Origin of the sequence: Actinomadura vinacea (assembly GCF_039532545.1) — a bacterium.
GTDB lineage: Bacteria > Actinomycetota > Actinomycetes > Streptosporangiales > Streptosporangiaceae > Spirillospora > Spirillospora vinacea.
This window is the reverse complement of the sequence record NZ_BAAARW010000020.1, coordinates 197,473-216,971: the sequence shown is the minus strand read 5'-3', so window position 1 is coordinate 216,971 and position 19,499 is coordinate 197,473. Positions and strand designations below refer to the sequence as shown.

The window sequence follows — 19,499 nt, the reverse complement described above, 5'->3', positions numbered from 1 at the left end:
GGAGGAACGATGTCAGACCCATGTTGCGCCCCTAGGTCAGGGGGCGACCGGGAGATCCCCGAGCCGTCCGCCGTGCGGGTCCAGGCTTCGGGCCAGGAGCGGGCACAGGCGCTGCGCGCCATGCTGCGCATCCCCGGAGGGACGTTCTTGATGGGAGGCGATGACGCCGACGCGTTCCCGGAGGACGGTGAGGGCCCGATCCGGGAGGTACGGCTGTCGCCGTTCCTCATCGACGCGACCACCGTCACCAACAGGCAGTTCGCGGCGTTCGTGCGCAGCAGCGGCTACCGGACCGATGCCGAGCGCTACGGCTGGTCCTTCGTGTTCTACGCGATCGTCCACCCTGATGCCCGGCACCTGGTGGTCGACGCCAAGGTGGAGCAGGCGCCCTGGTGGCTCGCGGTCGAGGGGGCGTGCTGGCATGCCCCCTACGGGCCGGGGTCGTCATGGGCCGATCTGCAGAACCACCCTGTCGTCCATGTCTCCTGGCGTGACGCGTCCGCCTACGCGGAATGGGCGGGCAAGCGCCTGCCCACGGAGGCGGAGTGGGAGATGGCGGCGCGTGGCGGTCTGGAACGCTCCCGCTTCCCCTGGGGGGACGAGCTCCTGCCCCGGGGGCGGCACCGCTGCAACATCTGGCAGGGGCGGTTCCCGCAGGTCAACACGGGCGAGGACGGGCATCTGGGCACCGCGCCGGTCAAGACCTACCGGGCCAACAACTTCGGCCTGTACAACACATCGGGCAACGTGTGGGAATGGTGCTCCGACTGGTGGAGCACCACCTGGCACGCGGCCGACCGCCCGGAGACCCGCCAGGACCCGGCCGGACCTCCCGCGGGGGAGGCGAAGGTGATCCGCGGCGGCTCTTACCTGTGCCATGAGTCGTACTGCAACCGGTACCGCGTCGCCGCGCGCACGTCCAACACACCCGACAGCAGCACCGGGCACATGGGGTTCCGCTGCGCGGCGGACCTGCCGTGACGGACCCGCTCGGCGGGTTGCCGGGGGCCGGCCGGTAGGTGAACCGCCGCCTGGGAACGCGGGCGGCCGTGGTTGACAGGGCAATGGGGAGCAGGCCAAACTACACCGACTACTGGTAAGACCAGTTAACTGGAGCCTTCCTCGGAATCTCCAGGGTCTGCCGGTCGTGCCAAGCCTTCGGATTCCGCTCGACCGCCGCCCCGCCCCGCAGATGTGCTGAGGGCGGACTCCGCCGCCGGCACAGCGAATTTCGAATGTCCACGCAAGGAGCGTCCTGGATGTCCAACGCCTCTCCGCATCCGCCGTCCGAGAGCCGTAGTTTCCAAGGCAAGATCGGCACTACCTACGAGGAGTCGACTCCGTGGTGGCCCGATCCGCAGGCGCTCCCCGAGGGCACGCCCAATGTCGTGGTGATCGTGCTCGACGACGTCGGCTTCTCCGACCTCGGCTGCTTCGGCTCGGACATCGACACCCCGGCCATGGACGCCCTCGCCACCGGCGGCCTCCGCTACGCGAACTTCCACACCACCACGCTGTGCTCGCCGACCCGTGCCTGCCTGATGACCGGCCGGAACCACCACTCCGTCGGCATGCGCATGCTGTCCAACTTCGACACCGGCTTCCCCAGCGGTCGCGGACAGATCACCAAGGCCGCCGCGACCCTGCCTGAGGTGCTGCGCGACAACGGCTTCAACACCATGGCCGTGGGCAAGTGGCACCTGGCGCCGATGGAGCAGACCACCGCCTCCGGGCCGTACACCCAGTGGCCGCTGTCCCGCGGGTTCGAGCGCTACTACGGATTCCTGGAAGCCGAGACCGACAGCTTCTATCCGGAACTGTTCTACGACAACCACGCCGTGGATCCGCCGAAGAGCCCGGAAGAGGGCTATCACCTCAGTGAGGACCTGGTCGACCGGGCGATCGAATTCGTCACGGACCAGACCTCGGTCACTCCGGAAAAGCCCTTCTTCATGTATCTGGCGTTCGGCGCGGCGCATGCCCCGCACCAGGCTCCTCAGGAATACCTGGAGAAGTACCGGGGCCGGTTCGACCACGGCTGGGACGCCGAACGCGAAACCCGGCACGCCCGCCAGATCGAACGGGGCATCCTGCCGCCCGGTACCGAACTGGCGCCGCGCAATCCCGGGGTCCTTCCCTACGACGAGCTGTCGGACGACGAGAAGAAGCTGTCCGCACGCCTCCAGGAAGCCTATGCGGCGATGGTCGACCACACCGACCACCAGATCGGCCGGCTCATGGAGTTCCTGGAGCGGATAGGCCAGATGGAGAACACCATCACCATCCTGCTCTCGGACAACGGGGCCAGCCAGGAAGGCGGGCAGCAGGGTTCGCTCAACCCCACCGCGTACCAGAACGGCCTCCCCGAGGACCTCGATGAGATGGTCGCGCGGATCGATGAGATCGGCACCACGCGCGCTCATTCGAACTACCCGTGGGGCTGGGCGCAGGCGGGCAACACGCCGTTCAAGCGCTACAAGCAGAACACCCACGAAGGCGGCGTCCGCTGCCCGCTCATCGTGAACTGGCCCCGGGGGCTGCCGCGCACCGACGAGATCAGGCAGCAGTTCCACCACGTCACCGACATCGCCCCGACCCTTTTCGAACTGCTCGGCCTGCAGGCTCCCGAGGTCTACAACGGCATCCCGCAACTGCCGATACACGGTGTGAGCATGGCCTACACCTTCGACTCGCCGACCGCGCCGACGCGCAAGGAAGCCCAGTACTTCGAGATGTTCGGGCACCGCGCGATCTGGCACGACGGCTGGAAGGCCGTCGCCTACCACGAGCGCGGAACGTCCTTCGACACGGACCAATGGGAGCTCTACCACCACGACACCGACTTCTCGGAATGCAACGACCTGGCGGAGGCACAGCCCGAGCAACTGCAGAAGATGCTCTCCCGCTTCTGGGTGGAAGCAGGGAAATACGATGTGCTGCCGCTGGACGACCACGGATTCGCCTACCGGGCGAAGATTCCGCGTCCCGGCTCTCCGCGCGAGCGCACCACCTTCACCTACTACCCCGGCATGGGCCATCTGCCCGGCGCCGCGGTGCCACCGGTGATGAACCGCGCGCACCGCATCACCGCGTTCGTCGACCGGACCGCCGCGTCAGACGAGGGTGTCCTGGTGTCCCTGGGCAACATCAGCAGCGGATACGTCCTGTACGTCAAGGACAACCGGCTGGTCTACGAGTACAACTTCCTCGGCACCCGGTACGCGGTGACCTCGACGGAAGAACTCCCGACGGGCCCGGCGGAGCTGACCTTCGAATTCGTCAAGACCGGTGACATGCAGGGCGTCGGACACCTGTACGTGTCAGGAAAGCCGGTCGGCACCGAGGCCATTCCGCGGGTCCTCCCGCACTTCTTCGGATGGCAGGGCCTCGACGTCGGCCGGGACACCCTGTCGCCCTCCTCACCCAACTATGACGGTGAATTCGCGTTCACCGGAAAGTTCGAGAAGGTCGTCTTCACGGTCGCACCGGACGAAGAAAGCAAGGAACCCTTCGAGCGAATCGACTGACTCGCTCCCGCTCACCTCCTCCAGTCTCACGCACCAAAGGAGCAGCGATGACGCTTGCGCCACTTTCCCTCGACGCGGTCAGGCGGGCCGCGGAGAACGCCGGGCTCACGATGGACGATGACGAGCTTCGGATGATGCTCACTCTCGGACAGGGCGCGCTCCGGGCGTGCGAGCGACTGGACGAGGTGAGCGGCCACCGACCGCCGGTCCGCTACCCCAGGGCGGGTTCGCAGCGGCCGGACGCGAAGGACAATCAGCTGAACGCGTGGGCGGTCCGCTGCGATGTGCGAGGGGCCGACACCGGGCCGCTGGCGGGCCGGACCGTCGCGCTGAAGGACATGATCCCTCTGGCCGGCGTTCCGATGGGCGGTGGCTCCCGGATGCTGCAGGGACACACGCCCTCCTACGACGCGACCATCGTCACCCGGGTACTCGACGCCGGTGGCCGGATCACGGGCATCGCGACGACAGAAGACCTGTGCCTGTCGGGCGCGAGCGTCTCCTCCGTCGACGGGTTCGTCCGCAACCCGTGGGATGCCTCCCGGTCCGCCGGAGGCTCCTCCAGCGGCGTCGCGGCACTGGTCGCCAGTGGTGCCTGTGACATCGGAATCGGCGCCGACCAGGGCGGTTCGATCCGGATCCCGGCGGCGCTGTGCGGTATCCACGGGCTGAAGCCCACCTACGGCCTGGTGCCGTACACCGGCTGCGTGCCGATCGACCCCAGCGTCGACCACGTCGGGCCGATGGCGAGGACCGCCCAGGACCTCGCGGCGCTGCTCGAAGTGATCGCGGGATTCGACGGCGGCCTCGACCCGCGCCAGCGGTCGCAGACCACCGTACCGGCATACGGCGACATGCTGGGGGACTCGCTGCGGGGGCTGCGGGTGGGCGTGCTCGCGGAGGGATTCACCACCGAGAACGCGGAGAGCGCCGTCGATGCGACCGTACGGGCGCGCGTGGGACTGCTGGCCTCGCTCGGCGCCGAGATCGTCGACGTCTCGGCGCCGCTGCACTCCTACGCGATGGACATCCACTCCTCCGTGCTGCTGCAAGGCGGAGCACAGTTCATGCTGAAGGGCAACGGGATCGGGCTGCCCGGCAAGGGTTTCTACGACGCCGAGGTGGCGTTGGCGGCGGCCCGCGGCCGGGTGCTCCACTCCGATCTGCTGTTCGCCAGCGTCAAGTACGCGGCGACCATCGGCGGTTACCTGTGGGATGTCTACGGCGGCCACTACTACGCCAAGGCGCAGAACCTGGCGATACGCCTGCGTCAGCAGTACGACCAGCTGCTCGAGGACGTCGACGTCCTTGTCCTGCCCACCGTCCGCACCACGGCGCCGGCGCTGCCCGATGCCGATGCCTCGGTGGTCGAGCTGACCGAGCTGGCACTCGACCCCGAACTCATCGCGAACACCTGCGCGTTCAACCACACCGGGCACCCCGCGTTGACCGCCCCCGCCGGTCTGGTCGACGGCCTGCCGGTCGGCATGATGCTCGTGGGCAGGCACGGTGACGACGGGGTGGTCATCCGCGCGGCGCACGCACTGGAGACCAACCACGGTCCGGTCGGCGTTCCGCCCGTGTGAGCGGCGGACGGCGCCGACGTCCCGCCCGCGTGCCCCTGCCCACCGCGACCCGCGGTGGGCAGGGGCACGCGCGACGTCCGGTCAGTTGGGCGGTGTGTAGCGTCCGTCGATCGCCGTCCAGCCTCCGTCCACGAAGAGCTGGCTCCCCGTGACGAAGGACGACGCGTCCGACGCGAGGTAGACGACGGCGCCGGCGAGCTCGTCGGGCCGGGACCAGCGGCCCAGGGCGCTCTTGGTCGCGTAGGCCTCCGACCATTCCGGCACGGCCCTGATCTGCGAGGTCAGCGGCGTCTCCACCACGCCTGGGGCGACGGTGTTCACCCGCACGCCCGACGGGCCCAGCTCGGCCGCCGCGGTCCGCAGGAGCTGGACGAGGCCGGCCTTCGTGGCCGCGTACACCCCCTGTCCCGGCTCGACGGCCACCGCGCGGATCGAGCTGAAGCCGATGATGCTCCCCCCGCCGCGCTCGGCCATGCCGCGGCCGAACGCCCGCACCAGGTCGAAGGACGCGCGGAGGTTGAGCGCCACGACACGTTCGAACTCCTCGGCCGTGTAGTCGAGGAGGTGCTTGCGCACGTTCGTCGCGGCGGTGAAGACGAGCACGTCGACCGGCCCGAGTTCCTCGGCGGCGCGCGCGACCGCCTCGCCGTCGAGCACGTCGAGGGCGTACGCCGAAAGGTTCGGCCCCATCGACGCCGACTCCGCGGCCGCCGTCAGGTCCCGGTCGGCGCACACCACCGCGGCGCCGTGCGCGGCGAGGGCCAGGGCGCACTCGCGGCCGATTCCGCTGCCCGCGCCCACCACGACGGCCTTGCGCCCGTCGAGCCTGAAAAGGCGGGAGTAGGCGTCCACCGCGTCTGTGCGGTCCTCTGCTTGCATGGTTCTCACGGCCTTGTCGTCGTCGGACGGATCACTGCCATACGGGTCACGGTGAGCTCTTCGATGGCGAACCTCGGGCCCTCCCGTCCGGCCCCGGAGTCCTTCACGCCGCCGTACGGCATGACGTCGGACCGGAAGCCGGGAACCTCGTTGACGACCACTCCGCCCACCTCCAGGCGGTCGAGAGCGGTGAAGGCCGTGTCGAGGGCGCTGGTGTAGACGCTCGCGTGCAGTCCGTAGCGCGAGTCGTTGACCAGGTCGAAGGCCGTCTCCAGGTCGGGGACGGACCGCACCGCGACCACGGGGCCGAAGACCTCCTCGTCCCAGACGGGGAGGGCGCGGTCCACGTCGAGCAGCACGGCGGGCTCGATCACCCCATCGGTGACCTTGCCTCCGGCGGCCAGGGTCGCGCCCGCGTCCACCGCCTCCTGCAGCCACGCGCACACCCGCTCGGTAGAGCGCTTGTCGATGAGGGCCGAGACCCTCGTCGCCGGGTCACGGGGATCGCCCACGACCACCTGGGCCAGTCGCTCCGTCAGGCGGGCCACGAACTCCTCCCGCACGGCGTCCACCACGATGACCCGCTGCACGCTGATGCACGCCTGGCCGGACGCGTAGTACCCGCCGCGCACCACCGCGTCGGCGGCGGCGTCGAGGTCGGCGTCGGCGGCCACCACCAGGGCGGCGTTGGAGCCGAGTTCGAGCAGCACCTTGGTGGGTGCCGCGTCCCGGGCGATCCGGTGGCCGACGGCGGCGGAGCCGGTGAAGGACACCGCCCCGATCCGGCGGTCGGTGGTCAGCGCGGCACCCACCTCGGGGCCGCCGGTCACCAGCTGCACCGCGGCCTGCGGCGCGCCGGCGTCGCGGAGGGCCTCGCGGAGGAGGTGCACCAGCCACAGGGTGGCCAGCGGCGTCTGGGGCGCGGGCTTGGCGATGACCGGGCAGCCGGCGGCCAGCGATGGCGCGATCTTGTGCGCGACGAGCAGCAGCGGGTAGTTGAAACCCGCGATGCCCACCACCACGCCGATCGGCTTGCGGGTCCAGAACCCGAGCAGCCCCTCACCCGACGGCAGCAGGTCCAGCGGCACCGTCTCCCCGTGCAGGCGGGCCACTTCCTCGGCCGCCGTCAGCAGTGTCAGCAGGGTGCGGTCCACCTCGACACGGCAGTCGACCAGCGGCTTGCCGGTCTCCAGGACCAGGAGCCGCTCGAAGTCCGCGCGCCGGGAGGCGACCGCCTCGTGCGTGGCGAGCAGCGCCGCCCTGCGTGTGTGCGAGGGGAGCCGGCCGACCCGCTCGCGGACCGCGACGGCCGCGTCCACCGCGCGGCGGGCGAGGTCGCCGTCCCCGACCGGCGCCCGCGCGACGAGCGTCCCGTCCCAGGGGAAGCGGACGTCCTCGGCGGCGGGCGCCTCCACCCAGTCGTCGCCGATGGGAAGACCCGCGGGGAACTCCATCACCGCGGGTTCGTCGTGGGGGGTCATGGTCGGTACTCCCGATTGAGGTCGGCCGCCGACACCCCGGACAGTGCCTTGCTCAGAGTCGGAACGGCGGCGATGAGCCTTTGTGTGTAGGGGTGTTGCGGTTCCTCGTACACCTGCTCCGTGGGCCCGGTCTCCACGATCTGCCCGTCGTTCATGACCGCGACGCGGTCGCACACGTGGCGGACCACGGACAGGTCGTGGGAGACGAAGACCAGGGTGAGGGACAGCTCGTCGACGAGGTCGGCGATGAGGTTGAGCACCTGGGCCCGGACGGACACGTCCAGGGCGCTCACCGGCTCGTCCGCCACGATGATCTTCGGACGGGGGGCGAGGGCCCGCGCGATCGAGATGCGCTGCCGCTGGCCGCCGGAGAACTGGTGCGGATACCGGTCCGCCGCGTCGGCCCGCAGGCCGACGGCCTCCAGCAGTTCGGCCACCCGCGCCTTGCGGTTCCCGTGCCCCTGCGCGACGAGCGGCTCGGCCACGATGTCGCCGACGCGCATGCGCGGGTCCAGCGCGCTCATCGGGTCCTGGAACACGAGCTGGAGCCGCTCGCGGACGAACCGGAGCCGCCTCTCCCGGAGCCCGGTGATGTCCCGGCCGTCGATCGCGACGCTGCCGCCGGTGGGACGGTCCAGCCCGGCCAGGATCCGCAGCAGGGTCGACTTGCCGCACCCCGACTCGCCCACGATGCCGAACCGCTGCCCCTGGGGGACGTCGAAGCTGACGCCGCGCAGGGCGTGCACCGGCGGGCTGGGACGGCGCAGCGAGGTGCGGGGCCGCCGGTAGTCGCGCGTGACGTCGCGGACGCTGATGGCGTTCACGGAGTCGTTCCGCGCCCCGGGCGCGAGGGGCGCGCTGGTCTGCTCAGCCACGGCCGGCCTCCTGGTTCGTGGGGATGCCGGTCCTGGGTGCGCCGCTCTCCGACACTGGGTGGAAGCAGGCGTAGCCGGAGTCCGGCCCGGTCGGGACCCAGTCCGGCCTGGTGGCGCACGCTTCGGTCGCGTGCGCGCACCTGTTCCTGAAGACGCAGCCGGAGGGGAACCGGCCCGCCGCCGGGACCGACCCGCCGATCGTGGCCAGCCGGCCGCGGTCGTCGACCATGGTCAGGTCCGACGCGCCGATCAGGCCCTGGGTGTAGCGGTGCCGGGGGCGCGTGAACACCTCCCGGACCGGGCCGGACTCGACCAGCCGCCCGCCGTACATGACCATCACCCGCTCGCAGACGGTGGCCACCACGGCCAGGTCGTGGGTGATGAAGAGCATGGCCGACCTGCGGTCCTGGACGCCCCGCACGATCAGGTCGAGCACCCGGGCCTGCACCGTGACGTCCAGCGCGGTGGTGGGCTCGTCGCAGACCAGGAGCGCGGGGTCGTTCGCGAGGGCGATGGCCAGCACCACCCGCTGCCGCTGGCCGCCGGAGAACTGGTGCGGGTAGGCCTGCGCGGCGGACGCGGGATCGGGGAGCCCCACCTGGGCGAGCAGTTCCACGGCGGCGGCCCGGGCGGACGCGCGGTCGGACCTGGTCCGGTGGACCAGCAGCACCTCGGCGATCTGCCGGCCGACCTTCATCGTGGGGTTCAGCGCGGTCATGGGCTCCTGGAAGACCATGGCGATCTCCTTGCCCCGTACCCGGGACATCCGCGCCTCGCCGGCGCCCACCAGGTCGTGGCCGACTCCGGCGAGCCGCACCGAGCCCGTGGTCCGGAGCCCCTCGGGGAGCAGGCCCATGACGCTCAGCGCGGTCAGCGACTTGCCCGACCCCGATTCGCCGATCAGGCCGACCCGCTCGCCGGCCCGGATGGTGAAGCCGACGTCCTCGACGAGCTTGCGGCCGCCCACCGCGACGTCGAGGTTCCGCACGGCCAGGACGTCGTCCGGCCCGGGGCCCGGTCCGGTGTCAGGTGCCGGGGTCATCGGCGGTCCTCCAGCTTGGGGTCGAAGCGGTCGCGCAGGCCGTCGCCGAGCAGGTTGAATCCGAGCACCGCCACCGCGATCGCGATGCCCGGGAACACGGCGAGCCGGGGGGCGGACCACAGCATCTCCTGGCTCTCCTGCAGCATCCGTCCCCACGACGGTGTGGGCGGCGGGGTGCCGAAGCCCAGGAACGACAGCGCGGCCTCGGCGAGCACGGCGATGGCGAAACCGACCGACGCCTGCACGATGACGAGGCTGCTGACGTTGGGCAGGACGTGCCGCAGGCCGATCGAGAACGGCCCGCGGCCCGCCGCGCGCGCCGCGATGATGTACTCGGTCTTCATGACCTGGAGCGTGCCGCTGCGGGTCAGGCGGGCGAAGTGGGGGATGGACGCGATGCCGATGGCGATCATCGCGACCAGCGTGCTGCCGCCGTACACGGCGGCGAACATGATCGTCAGCAGCAGCGCCGGGAAGGCGAGGAGCAGGTCGTTGCCGCGCATCAGCAGCTCGCCGAACCAGCGGTGCGCCATTCCGGCGAGGATGCCGAGGGGGACTCCGACCAGTGAGGCGACCCCCACCGCCACGAAGCCGACGAACAGTGTGGTGCGCGAGCCCGTCAGGATCTGGCTGAACACGTCGCGGCCGTACTTGTCCGTGCCGAACCAGTAGTCCAGCGACGGCTTCTGCAGCCGGGCCGAGGCGTTCACCAGGGTCGGGTCGTGCGGCGTCCACACGAAGGACAGCAGCGCCATGCCGAGCACGACCGCGACGATGAGACCGCCCGCCAGGAGGCTGCCCGTCACCGGGCGGCGTCGCCGGCGGCCGTCGGGCACCTCGGGCACCTCGGGCGCGGCGGCGGCCTTCGTGTCCAGTGCGCTCATGACGCGCCTCCCCTGAGCCGCGGGTCGATCATCAGGTAGATCATGTCCACCAGGAAGTTCACGAGCAGCACCGCCATTGCGATGATCATGACGACGTCCTGCACCATGATGAGGTCCCGGTTGGAGACGCTGTCCAGCAGCAGGCTCCCGAGCCCGGGGATGACGAAGACGCGTTCGATGACGACGGCGCCCACCAGCAGCGTGGCGAGCTGCAACCCCATGACGGTGACCACGGGCACCGCCGCGTTCCGCGCGCCGTGCCGCCGCAGCGCCTGCCCCGGACGAAGTCCTTTGGCGCGTGCGGTGCGCAGAAAGTCCTCGCGGAGGACGTCGAGCACGGCACTGCGGACATAGCGGGTGAGCACCGCCCCCTGCACCAGTCCGAGGGACAGCGTGGGGAGCACCAGTTGCTTGAGGAACTGGACGGGATCCTGTGCCGGGGGCGTCCAGCCGTTGGCCGGCAGCCACTCGAGCCCGACCGCGAACACGGTGATCAGGAGGATGCCCGCGAGGAACGCCGGGACGGCCACGCCGGCCTGGGACAGGGCCGAGAGGACGAGCCCGGACGGCCTGCGGTGCCGCATGGCCATGAGCGTGCCCATGGGGACCGCCAGGAGGCAGGCGAGCACCATCCCGGCGCCGACGAGCCACAGGGTGACCTGGAGGCGGTCGGCGATCTGCGGGCCGATCTGCGTGTGCGAGATGTAGGAGTTCCCCGGGTCGAAGGTCACCAGTCCGCGGACCCAGCTGAAGTACTGGACCACGAGCGGCCGGTTGAGCCCGAACTCCTCGCGCAGCTGCGCCACCGCCGTGTCCGACGCGCTGACGCCGAGGGCGACGCGGGCCGGATCACCTGGCAGCACCGCCATGAACGCGAACACGATCACGGAGCTCACGACAAGGCTGGCCAGGAGGATCGCGACCCGTTGGACGAGACGGACGATCATTTGATGCCGCCTTTCATGACCGGGCCACGCCGGTGAGGTCCAGGGATTCGGAGACGTAGTTCACGGGCAGGCCGGTGAGACCCTTTTCCGCCACCATCAGGTTCGGCTGCAGGAACAGCGTGTCGGCCGCGGCGTCCTTGGCCAGAAGCCGGGCAGCCGCCCGCATGGTGGGGATCTGCTCCTCTTGGGGGCCCTGGTCCGCCTTCTTGAGCAACGCTCGGAACTCTGGGTTGTCGTAGCGGGTGTAGTAGGTCTTGTCCCCGAACACCGTCCCGATGTCGCGGGGCTCCAGATGGGCGATGATGGACATGTCGTAGTCGGCGTTCTTGAACACGGTGGTCAGCCAGGCGGCGGGGAACTCCAGCTGGTCGAGCTTGACCTTGAACCCGACCTGTTCGAGCTGGCTCTTGAGCACGGTGCCGCACGAGTTGGCATAAGGCAGCGTCGGAACCCGCAGCCGCAGCGTCTTGCCGGCCTGACCGGACTCCGCGAGAAGCTTCTCGGCCTTCTTGCGGTCGTACGGGAACTGGTTCGGGATGTCCTCGTACCACGGGTCGGTCGGAGGGACCATGCTGCCGATGAGCTTGCCGTGGCCTGCCCAGCAGGTGTCCAGCATGGCCTTGTGGTCGATGGCGTGGCGGACCGCCTGGCGGGCCTTCGGATTCCGCAGCGGGCCCGAGCCGTTGTTGAAGGAGAGGAGCACCTCGGCGTTGGTCGAGCCCTCGGTGATCTTGTACTTCGGGTTGTTCTTGAAACGATCCAGAGCGTCCGGGGGCTCCATCATGCCGATCATGTTGAGGGTGCCTGTGAGCAGCGCGTTGTGCATGGCGGTCGGGTCCTTGAAGTACTTGAAGGTGACCGACGCGAACTGCGGTTTGCGTGTCCAGTAGCCCTCATTGCGGGCCAGCGTGATCGAGTCGCCGCGTTTCCAGTTCTTCAGGACGTACGGGCCGGTGCCCACCGGCTCGGTGGCCAGCTTGCTCACGCCGGTCCGGCTGAACATCGCGCCGACCCGGGTGGTCATCCAGTACAGCCAGTTGTTGCTCGGCTCTTTCAGGGTGACCTTCAGTTCGGTGGGCGACACCGCCTCCACCTTGTCGAGGGCGTCCATCCGGGACTTCAGCGTGATCGTCCAGTCGGACTTGACGCGGTCGAGGGAGAACTTGGCGTCCTCGGCCGTGAACGGTGCGCCATTGCTGAACTTGGCGTTCTTCACAAGCTGGAACGTGTACGTCTTGCGGTCCTTGGACACGTTCCACGACGTGGCCAGAGCGGGCTGTATCTTCCCGGACTGGTCCACCTTCACCAGGGTCTCGTAGACGTTGTAGAGCAGTGCCTGCGGAATGGCGGCACCGGTGGTCTTGGTGAAGTCGAGGTTGGCCGGCTCGGCGACGAGGCCGACATTCAGGGCGGCGGAGTCGCCGCTGCTCCCGCCCGCCGTGGAACCGGCCGAGCAGGCCGAAAGCGCCAGGCCCGCGAGCATGGCCGTGACCGTGGCCGTGACCGTCACGGTGCGCCGCCTGAACTGCTTGTTCTGTCTCATCTGTTCTACTCCTGGCTTTCCATCGTGTTCAGGACGGCGGACGTGACGTCCGCGGTGGTGGCGTTGCCGCCGAGGTCGGCCGTGTGGTGCCTGGGATCCCGCAGGGCCCCCGCCACCGCGTCGCGGACGCGCCGGGCCGTACCGGCGTGTCCGAGGTCGTCGAGCAGCATCGCGCCGGAGAGCATGCACGCCACCGGGTTCGCCACCCCCTTCCCGGCGATGTCGGGTGCGGAGCCGTGGACGGGTTCGTAGATTCCGGGCACGTCCGAGCCTGGAAGGACGTTGGCGCTGGGCGCCATGCCCATGCCACCGGCGAGCACCGCGGCGAGATCGGACAGGATGTCGCCGAACAGGTTGCCGGCGAGCAGGACGTCAAGGGACCGCGGAGCCTGGACCATGCGGGCGGCCATGGCGTCGACCAGCACGGTCTCCAGCTCGACCGCCGGGTACTGCGCGGCGACCTCGCGCACCACCCAGTCCCACAGCGGGTAGCCGTACCGCATCGCGTTGGACTTGGTCACCAGGCACAGGCGCCCCGACCGCCGGCCGGCCAGCTCGAAGGCCTGGTGCGCCGCCCGCTCGATGACACGGCGGGAGTGCACGGCGACCTCGATGCCGACATCGTGTCCGGTGCCGGCGTGCGCCACCCCGCCGGCGCCGACGTACTCGCCCTCGGTGTTCTCGCGGACGATCACCAGGTCCACGCCGTCGGTGTCGCGCACCTTGGTGGGCACGCCGGGGAACGCGCGCACCGGGCGGAGGTTCACGGCGAGGTCGAGCTGCTGCCGCAGGCCGATGATCAGACCCCAGACCAGTTCGTGCTCCGGGACGTCGGGACGTCCGACGGCGCCGAACAGCACGGCGTCCGTCTTCTTGACGAGGTCGGCGGCATCGGCCGGCATCGCCGCGCCCTCCCGGAGGTACCGCTCGCCGCCCCAGTCGAACGGAGTCACGTGGAGCCGGAGGCCGTCGGCCTCCAGCGCGGCATGGAGCACGGGCACGGTCGCCGCGACGACCTCAGGGCCGATTCCGTCGCCCGGTATGACGGCGAGCCGGACGGCCTTGCTGTCCCGCGTCATGGACGTCACCTTTCGTTATGACTGGCCTGACCAGTAAGCTCACTTGCCAGGTACCGTGGCGACTGAAACTGTTCTTGTCAAGGGTTTGAATGTCCTGAATATCGCGACCGGAGGAGAGTGCGGGTGCTCACCGAACAGGGCATGGCCGCCATGTCGGCCGTCGAGATGGTGGCCGGATTCGCTGACCGCACGCTGTCACCGGTCGAGGTCCACGACGCCGTCCAGTCGGTCATCGAGGCGCGCGAGAGCGTGCTCAACGCGTTCTGGGTGCGGGATCCGGACGAGTCCCGCAAGGCGGCCCTGGCCAGCGAGGCCCGATGGGCGGCGGGGAAACCGCTCGGGCCCATCGACGGCGTGCCCCTGACGCTGAAGGAGAACGTCTCCCGCAGGGGCGTCCCCATGCCCTCGGGCAACGCGGGGACCGAGCCGGTCGTCCCCGAGCTGGACGCGCCTATCACCGCGCGGGTCGTCGAATCCGGCGGGGTGATACTCGGGTCGACCGTGATGCCGGACTGGGGAATGCTCTCCTCAGGGGTCTCCAGCCTGCACGGCATCACGCGCAGCCCCTGGAACGCCGCCTGGACCACGGGCGGTTCCAGCTCCGGCGCGGGGGCCGCGGCCGCCGGGGGATACGGTCCGCTCCACGTCGGCACCGACATCGGGGGATCGATCCGGCTGCCGGGCACCTGGCTGGGCCTCGCCACCCTCAAGCCCAGCTACGGGCGGATCCCCCTGAACACCCCGTACCAGGGGCGCTGCGCCGGTCCCATGACGCGCACCATGGCGGACGCGGCCCTTTTCATGCGCGTCCTGAGCCGCCCGGATCCCCGTGACTGGTCGAGCCTGCCGCCGCAGGACATCGACTGGTCGGCACTGGACGGCGACGTGCGCGGACTGCGGGTGGGGGTGCACCTGGACGCCGGCTGCGGGGAGCCGTCCGACGCCGAGATCCTCGCCGCGGTGAACCGTGCCGCCGCGGCCTTCGAGGCGGCGGGAGCCGTCGTCGAGCCGGTCGAACCGTTCATGACCCAGGACCTCTTGGACGACCTGGACCTCTTCTGGCGCGTGCGGTCCTGGAACGACTTCCGCCAGCTGTCGCCCGAGGCCAGGCTGCGCGTCCACCCCCACATCATCCAATGGTGCCAAGGGGGCGCGGACGTGCCGGGCACGAAGGTGCTCCAGTGCTACCAGCAGATCATGCGCATCCAGGCGCAGACCGTGGCGGCGACGCTCCCGTACGATCTGGTGCTCTCGCCGGTGGCCCCGGTGGCGGCGTTCCCCGCCGAGCAGCCGATGCCGTTCAAGGGTGACCGGAAGACCATGTCCCACATCGGTTTCACCGCGCCCTACAACATGTCGGGTCAGCCCGCGGCGACCGTCAACTGCGGCTTCACGGCGGACCGCCGGCCCATCGGGGTGCAGATCGCGGGCCGCCGCTTCGATGATCCCGGTGTCTTGAGGGCGGCGGCGTGGTACGAACGGAACCGGCCCCCCGAGGCGGTCCCGCGCTGGCCGGACAGCGCCCCCGGGGCGGCCACCGGGGAGAACACGACATGGACCACGATCGAGGGGAAGCGGCCGTGAGCGACGGGGCACAGTTCCGGCAGGTCTCGCCGGTCCGGCTCTACCAGCGCATCGTCGAGCAGATCGAGCAGGCGATCGCGCGCGGTGACCTGAAGCCCGGTCAGCGGCTGCCGAGCGAGCGGGAGCTGGTGACGCAGTTCGGGGCGAGCCGGCCCACGGTGCGGGAGGCGCTGCGCGTGCTGGAGAGCAACGGCCTCGTCCGCTCCCGCCCGGGTGACCCGAACGGCCCGGAGATCCTGCCGTTCACGCCGGCCGGCCTGGTCAAGGAGATGACCCGGCTCGTCCAGTTCGACAGCATGTCGATGGCCGCGTTGATCTCGTTCCGCATGATCCTCGACGGGTCGGCGAGCCTGCTGGCGGCGCGGCTGCGGTCCGAGGAGGAGCTGGCTTCCATGGAACAGGCGATCGCCGTCATGTCGGACGCGATCGAGGTGGGGTACGAGGAGTTCAGCAAGGCGGACGTCGCATTCCACGAGGTGGTGGCCCTGGCCAGCCGCAACTCCCTGATCGAGGTCTGCAACCAGGTGGTCCGGGGCGCCGTCCTTTCGCTGATCTCGGACAAGGTCGCCCATGCGCTCAACAGCACGGCGCTCATGCGGGAGTCGCTCCACCACCACCAGGAGGTGCTCGAAGCGATCCGGCTAGGGGACGGCCTGGCGGCGGCACGCATCTCGCGGCGCAATCTCTACGACTACTACGCCGGCTACGTCCCCGAGGACGAGCGGGGGCCACTGCTCGCGCTCGTGGACGACGAAGAGGCCTGAACCTCCACCACCATGGCGGCTCTCAGGGCACGCGGGTTCCGCGCTGCCAGGAGTCGATGACGATCAGCGTCTTCGTCTGCAGCACCCCGACGCCCTTGCGGCGCAGACGATTGACCACTTTCTGCAGTTCATCGACATTGTCGACATGCAGCCGGACGAGCGCGTCCACGTCGCCGGTGAGCGTCAGCACCTCGTCGACCTCCGGCAGCGTCGACGCGAACTCCACGATGTCGTGGATGTCGGTGTCGCCGGTGAAGCGCAGCTCGGTGACCGCCTGAAGGCCCTGGCCGACCTTGGCCTGGTCCGTCGTGATCGTGTAGCCGGTGATGACTCCCGACTCCTCAAGGCGCGCGATGCGCCGGCGGACCGGCGCCGGCGAGAGCTTGATCAGGCGTGCGATGTCGCGCACGGTGCGCCGCCCGTTGGCTCGCAACAACTCCAAGATCTCCAGATCGACCGAGTCGAGCTGTACGGGTGCTGGCATACCGCAAGTGTAAGCAGCACTTCCCTCAACGCTCACTCACGACCCCGTTGACTGCTCAAGAGGAACTTGTTCCGCACCGCTGTGCGCACTTTCGTTGTGGACGGATCAGGCGCTTGAAACCGTGTCCGCATGTCAGCCGCGATACGAGCAGCAACACGCGCTGCCCCCTCTGAAGCTGTGCAGCCAGGCACGCATCATGTCGGTGCCGTGCTGCGAATCGATGTCGTCGCGATGCCCCTGGCGGTCGCCCGAGTCGCGACGATCTTGGCGCGTCGCGGGTTCGAGATGCTCACCATGGACGTCGCCGCGCCCGTCGACGGGCTGCGGAGGATCACCATCGAGGTGGACACGGCGGACGAGATCAGGCTGGCGCAACTCGTCAAGTTCCTGAACCGGTCGCTCGACGTCGTCAAGGTCGTCCGCCTCTCCGACGACAGGTCGCACAATCGGCGCGGGGTGTTCGTCTCGGTCGGCTTCCCCGAAGGCGGGCTCCCCGAAGCCGTCGCCATCGCGCGGGCGTTCTCCGCCGAGATCGTGGAAGCCCACCGGGATCGCTGCACCGTCTTCGCCGCGGCGGAGCCCGCCCGGATCGACGCCCTCGTCAAAGCGCTCTCCGGCTTCACCATCCGGGAACTCGTGATGGCGCCGCCGCTGCGGATCTCACGCCCGCTCCGGAAGGGCTGCCTCGCCGTCGACCGCACGCGGACCTGGGGGCAGCAGTGAGCGCGAACTCCATGGCAGACGACGTCCTGCAGTTGGTCGATCCCGCCGGGACGCTGAACGAACAGGCGGCCGCGGGCATGCTCGACGTGACCGGTGAACTGGTACGCGCGCTGTACCGCGACATGGTCCTCGGACGCCGCTTCGACCAGGAGGCGTACTCCCTGCAACGCCAGGGGGAGCTCGGGCTCTGGCTGATGTCCCTTGGCCAGGAAGCGGCACAAGCCGGGTCGATCCGCGCTCTTCGAGCGGACGACCGGGTCTTCCCGTCCTACCGCGAGCATGTGGCAGCCCTTTGCCGTGGCATCTCACCGTCGGAACTGCTTTCGCAGTGGCGTGGTGCGACCCATGGCTCGTGGGACCCCGAGCGGTATCACTTCCACATCTACAGCCTTGTGCTGGCCACGCAGACACTGCACGCGGTCGGCTATGCGATGGGCGTCCGGTACGACGCAAGCGACAGCGTCGTGCTCACCTACTTCGGCGACGGCGCGTCCAGCCAGGGGGACGCCAACGAGGCGCTCAACTGGGCGGCGGTGACGTCGGCACCCATCGTGTTCTTCTGCCAGAACAACGGATGGGCGATCTCGACACCCGCCAGCAAGCAGTACGCCCGCCCCCTGACGGAACGCGCGAAGGGATTCGGACTCGACGCGGTGTCCGTGGACGGCAACGACGCACTGGCCGTCTACGCCGCCACGCAGCGCATGGTCGAGCGAGTCCGGGCCGGTGGGGCACCCGGATTCATCGAGGCGCACACCTATCGCATGTCCGGACACAGCACGTCGGACGATCCCAAGCGCTATCGCGACAAAGCCGAACTCGCCCAGTGGGAGGCCCACGACCCCGTGGAGCGCGTGCGCCTTCTACTCACGGCGCGCGGCTGGGCCGACGAGGACTACTTCGCCGCGGTCGAGTCCGACGCCGAGGAACTCGCAGCGCAGACCCGCCGGGAGTGCCGTGCGATTCCGGAGCCGTCCTTGAGCGACACCTTCCGCAACACCCTGTGCGAGGAGACCGAGGCCCTCCGACGCGAACGCGAAGGCTTCGAGACTTTCAAGGAGTCCTTCCTATGACCATCACCGCCACAGCCCCCGCGGCCCTGGACAAGGCCACCACGACCACGCTCGGACGCGCACTCAACGAGGGCCTGCGCCAGGCGATGCGCGATGACGAGCAGGTGGTTCTGCTCGGCGAGGACATCGCGTCCCTGGGCGGGGTGTTCCGGGTGACCGACGGCCTGGCCGCCGAATTCGGCGACCGCGTCGTGGACACCCCGCTGGCCGAATCGGGGATCATCGGGACGGCGATCGGCCTGGCCCTGCGGGGGTACCGGCCGGTGTGCGAGATCCAGTTCGACGGTTTCGTCTACCCCGCCTTCGACCAGATCGTCAGCCAGCTGGCGAAGATGCGGGCACGGTCCGGCGGGCTGCTGCGGCTTCCCATCACCATCAGGATCCCGGTGGGGGGCGGGATCGGCGCCGTCGAGCACCACAGCGAGTCGAACGAGGCGTACTTCTGCCACACGGCCGGGCTGCGCGTCGCGGCGTGCGGCCATCCCCAGGACGGGTACGACATGCTCCGCGCCGCGATCGCGTGCGACGACCCCGTCATCTTCTACGAGCCGAAACGCCGGTACTGGGACCGGGCCGAGGTCGACCTCGGCCGCCCTGTGGACGGTGACACGCTGGACCGCGCCAGGGTCCTGCGCGAGGGCACCGACGTCACCGTCGTTGCGTACGGGCCCACGGTCGCGGTCGCCCTCAGCGCGGCCGAGGTCGCCGCCGCCGAAGGCCGTTCGCTGGAAGTCCTGGACCTCCGCTCGCTGTCGCCGCTCGACACCACCGCACTGTGCCGCTCGGCGTCGAAGACGGGACGCGTCGTGGTCGTGCACGAGGCGCCCGTCAACGTCGGCCTGGGCGCCGAAATCTCCGCGACACTGATGGAGCACTGCTTCTACGGCCTCGAGGCCCCCGTGGAACGCGTCGGCGGCTACAACGTCCCCTATCCGCCGGCGCGGGCGGAAGGCGACTACCTGCCCGATCTCGATCGAGTTCTCGACGCCGTCGACCGGGTCTGCGCCCACTGAACCGCTGGAGAACAT

The 19,499-nt window shown here is 69.8% G+C and carries 17 protein-coding genes; 8 read left to right on the top strand and 9 right to left on the bottom strand.

The features are described 5' to 3' along the window. Positions 1 to 9: 9 nt before the first annotated feature. The 3 genes from ABD340_RS25405 to ABD340_RS25395 all read left to right on the top strand — a co-directional run bounded on the left by ABD340_RS25405 (position 10) and on the right by ABD340_RS25395 (position 5,113). A complete protein-coding gene (locus tag ABD340_RS25405; RefSeq protein WP_344592176.1) occupies positions 10 to 981 on the top strand; it encodes a formylglycine-generating enzyme family protein in 972 nt (323 codons plus the stop codon). 278 nt (positions 982 to 1,259) lie between these two features. Next, positions 1,260 to 3,527 carry an arylsulfatase gene (locus ABD340_RS25400; RefSeq protein WP_344592175.1) on the top strand — a complete coding sequence of 756 codons (2,268 nt, stop codon included), beginning with the start codon at positions 1,260 to 1,262 and terminating at the stop codon, positions 3,525 to 3,527. Between the two features lie 47 nt (positions 3,528 to 3,574). Beyond that, positions 3,575 to 5,113: an amidase gene (locus ABD340_RS25395; protein ID WP_344592174.1), complete on the top strand. Its 1,539-nt coding sequence runs from the start codon at positions 3,575 to 3,577 to the stop codon at positions 5,111 to 5,113. Between the two features lie 81 nt (positions 5,114 to 5,194). On the opposite strand, the gene ABD340_RS25390 is transcribed toward ABD340_RS25395, so the two are convergent. The 8 genes from ABD340_RS25390 to ABD340_RS25355 are packed head-to-tail and all read right to left on the bottom strand — an operon-like array spanning position 5,195 to position 13,843. Then, complete coding sequence (locus ABD340_RS25390) at positions 5,195 to 5,992, bottom strand: SDR family NAD(P)-dependent oxidoreductase (RefSeq protein WP_344593248.1); 798 nt, start codon at positions 5,990 to 5,992, stop codon at positions 5,195 to 5,197. A 5-nt stretch (positions 5,993 to 5,997) separates the two neighbouring features. After that, positions 5,998 to 7,473 (bottom strand): aldehyde dehydrogenase family protein, encoded by a 1,476-nt coding sequence (locus ABD340_RS25385; RefSeq protein ID WP_344592173.1) that lies wholly within the window; start codon positions 7,471 to 7,473, stop codon positions 5,998 to 6,000. Further along, a complete protein-coding gene (locus ABD340_RS25380) occupies positions 7,470 to 8,348 on the bottom strand; it encodes an ATP-binding cassette domain-containing protein (RefSeq protein ID WP_344592172.1) in 879 nt (292 codons plus the stop codon). Before ABD340_RS25380 ends, ABD340_RS25385 begins: the two co-directional genes overlap by 4 nt. Beyond that, a complete protein-coding gene (locus tag ABD340_RS25375) occupies positions 8,341 to 9,390 on the bottom strand; it encodes an ABC transporter ATP-binding protein (RefSeq protein ID WP_344592170.1) in 1,050 nt (349 codons plus the stop codon). The genes ABD340_RS25380 and ABD340_RS25375 overlap by 8 nt, the downstream gene beginning before the upstream one ends. Then, positions 9,387 to 10,274, bottom strand: a complete 888-nt coding sequence (locus ABD340_RS25370; RefSeq protein WP_344592168.1) for an ABC transporter permease — start codon at positions 10,272 to 10,274, stop codon at positions 9,387 to 9,389. Before ABD340_RS25370 ends, ABD340_RS25375 begins: the two co-directional genes overlap by 4 nt. Beyond that, positions 10,271 to 11,221, bottom strand: coding sequence for an ABC transporter permease (locus ABD340_RS25365; protein ID WP_344592167.1), 951 nt, complete (start codon positions 11,219 to 11,221; stop codon positions 10,271 to 10,273). Before ABD340_RS25365 ends, ABD340_RS25370 begins: the two co-directional genes overlap by 4 nt. 13 nt (positions 11,222 to 11,234) lie before the next feature. After that, the gene (locus ABD340_RS25360) at positions 11,235 to 12,764 is read right to left on the bottom strand and encodes an ABC transporter substrate-binding protein (RefSeq protein WP_344592166.1); all 1,530 of its coding nucleotides are present in this window, start codon (positions 12,762 to 12,764) and stop codon (positions 11,235 to 11,237) included. 5 nt (positions 12,765 to 12,769) lie between these two features. Next, the gene (locus tag ABD340_RS25355; RefSeq protein ID WP_344592165.1) at positions 12,770 to 13,843 is read right to left on the bottom strand and encodes an isocitrate/isopropylmalate dehydrogenase family protein; all 1,074 of its coding nucleotides are present in this window, start codon (positions 13,841 to 13,843) and stop codon (positions 12,770 to 12,772) included. A gap of 123 nt (positions 13,844 to 13,966) precedes the next feature. Here ABD340_RS25355 and ABD340_RS25350 point away from each other — a divergent pair, with 123 nt between their 5' ends. Together ABD340_RS25350 and ABD340_RS25345 are read left to right on the top strand one after the other, a co-directional pair. Beyond that, entirely contained in the window at positions 13,967 to 15,427 is a 1,461-nt protein-coding gene (locus ABD340_RS25350; RefSeq protein WP_344592163.1) for an amidase, read from the top strand. Next, positions 15,424 to 16,191: a FadR/GntR family transcriptional regulator gene (locus tag ABD340_RS25345; protein ID WP_344592162.1), complete on the top strand. Its 768-nt coding sequence runs from the start codon at positions 15,424 to 15,426 to the stop codon at positions 16,189 to 16,191. The genes ABD340_RS25350 and ABD340_RS25345 overlap by 4 nt, the downstream gene beginning before the upstream one ends. A gap of 22 nt (positions 16,192 to 16,213) precedes the next feature. On the opposite strand, the gene ABD340_RS25340 is transcribed toward ABD340_RS25345, so the two are convergent. After that, positions 16,214 to 16,675 (bottom strand): Lrp/AsnC family transcriptional regulator, encoded by a 462-nt coding sequence (locus ABD340_RS25340; RefSeq protein ID WP_344592161.1) that lies wholly within the window; start codon positions 16,673 to 16,675, stop codon positions 16,214 to 16,216. A gap of 207 nt (positions 16,676 to 16,882) precedes the next feature. Between ABD340_RS25340 and ilvN the strand changes: the two genes are divergently transcribed. From ilvN to ABD340_RS25325, 3 genes are read left to right on the top strand one after another with little or no spacing between them, the layout of a single operon-like run. After that, positions 16,883 to 17,398 (top strand): acetolactate synthase small subunit, encoded by a 516-nt coding sequence (gene ilvN, locus ABD340_RS25335; protein ID WP_344592160.1) that lies wholly within the window; start codon positions 16,883 to 16,885, stop codon positions 17,396 to 17,398. A gap of 11 nt (positions 17,399 to 17,409) precedes the next feature. Next, entirely contained in the window at positions 17,410 to 18,471 is a 1,062-nt protein-coding gene (locus tag ABD340_RS25330; RefSeq protein ID WP_344592159.1) for a thiamine pyrophosphate-dependent enzyme, read from the top strand. Beyond that, entirely contained in the window at positions 18,468 to 19,484 is a 1,017-nt protein-coding gene (locus ABD340_RS25325) for an alpha-ketoacid dehydrogenase subunit beta (protein WP_344592158.1), read from the top strand. The genes ABD340_RS25330 and ABD340_RS25325 overlap by 4 nt, the downstream gene beginning before the upstream one ends. Positions 19,485 to 19,499: the final 15 nt, after the last annotated feature.

Excerpts from the sequence above, each read along its gene's own strand:
- ABD340_RS25375 (WP_344592170.1), bottom strand. The coding sequence starts at position 9,390 with ATGACCCCGGCACCTGACACCGGACCGGGCCCCGGGCCGGACGACGTC.
- ABD340_RS25365 (WP_344592167.1), bottom strand. The coding sequence starts at position 11,221 with ATGATCGTCCGTCTCGTCCAACGGGTCGCGATCCTCCTGGCCAGCCTT.
- ABD340_RS25355 (WP_344592165.1), bottom strand. The coding sequence starts at position 13,843 with ATGACGCGGGACAGCAAGGCCGTCCGGCTCGCCGTCATACCGGGCGAC.
- ABD340_RS25360 (WP_344592166.1), bottom strand. The coding sequence starts at position 12,764 with ATGAGACAGAACAAGCAGTTCAGGCGGCGCACCGTGACGGTCACGGCC.
- ABD340_RS25395 (WP_344592174.1), top strand. The coding sequence starts at position 3,575 with ATGACGCTTGCGCCACTTTCCCTCGACGCGGTCAGGCGGGCCGCGGAG.
- ABD340_RS25330 (WP_344592159.1), top strand. The coding sequence starts at position 17,410 with ATGGCAGACGACGTCCTGCAGTTGGTCGATCCCGCCGGGACGCTGAAC.
- ABD340_RS25385 (WP_344592173.1), bottom strand. The coding sequence starts at position 7,473 with ATGACCCCCCACGACGAACCCGCGGTGATGGAGTTCCCCGCGGGTCTT.
- ABD340_RS25370 (WP_344592168.1), bottom strand. The coding sequence starts at position 10,274 with ATGAGCGCACTGGACACGAAGGCCGCCGCCGCGCCCGAGGTGCCCGAG.
- ABD340_RS25405 (WP_344592176.1), top strand. The coding sequence starts at position 10 with ATGTCAGACCCATGTTGCGCCCCTAGGTCAGGGGGCGACCGGGAGATC.
- ABD340_RS25400 (WP_344592175.1), top strand. The coding sequence starts at position 1,260 with ATGTCCAACGCCTCTCCGCATCCGCCGTCCGAGAGCCGTAGTTTCCAA.
- ABD340_RS25325 (WP_344592158.1), top strand. The coding sequence starts at position 18,468 with ATGACCATCACCGCCACAGCCCCCGCGGCCCTGGACAAGGCCACCACG.
- ABD340_RS25390 (WP_344593248.1), bottom strand. The coding sequence starts at position 5,992 with ATGCAAGCAGAGGACCGCACAGACGCGGTGGACGCCTACTCCCGCCTT.
- ABD340_RS25340 (WP_344592161.1), bottom strand. The coding sequence starts at position 16,675 with ATGCCAGCACCCGTACAGCTCGACTCGGTCGATCTGGAGATCTTGGAG.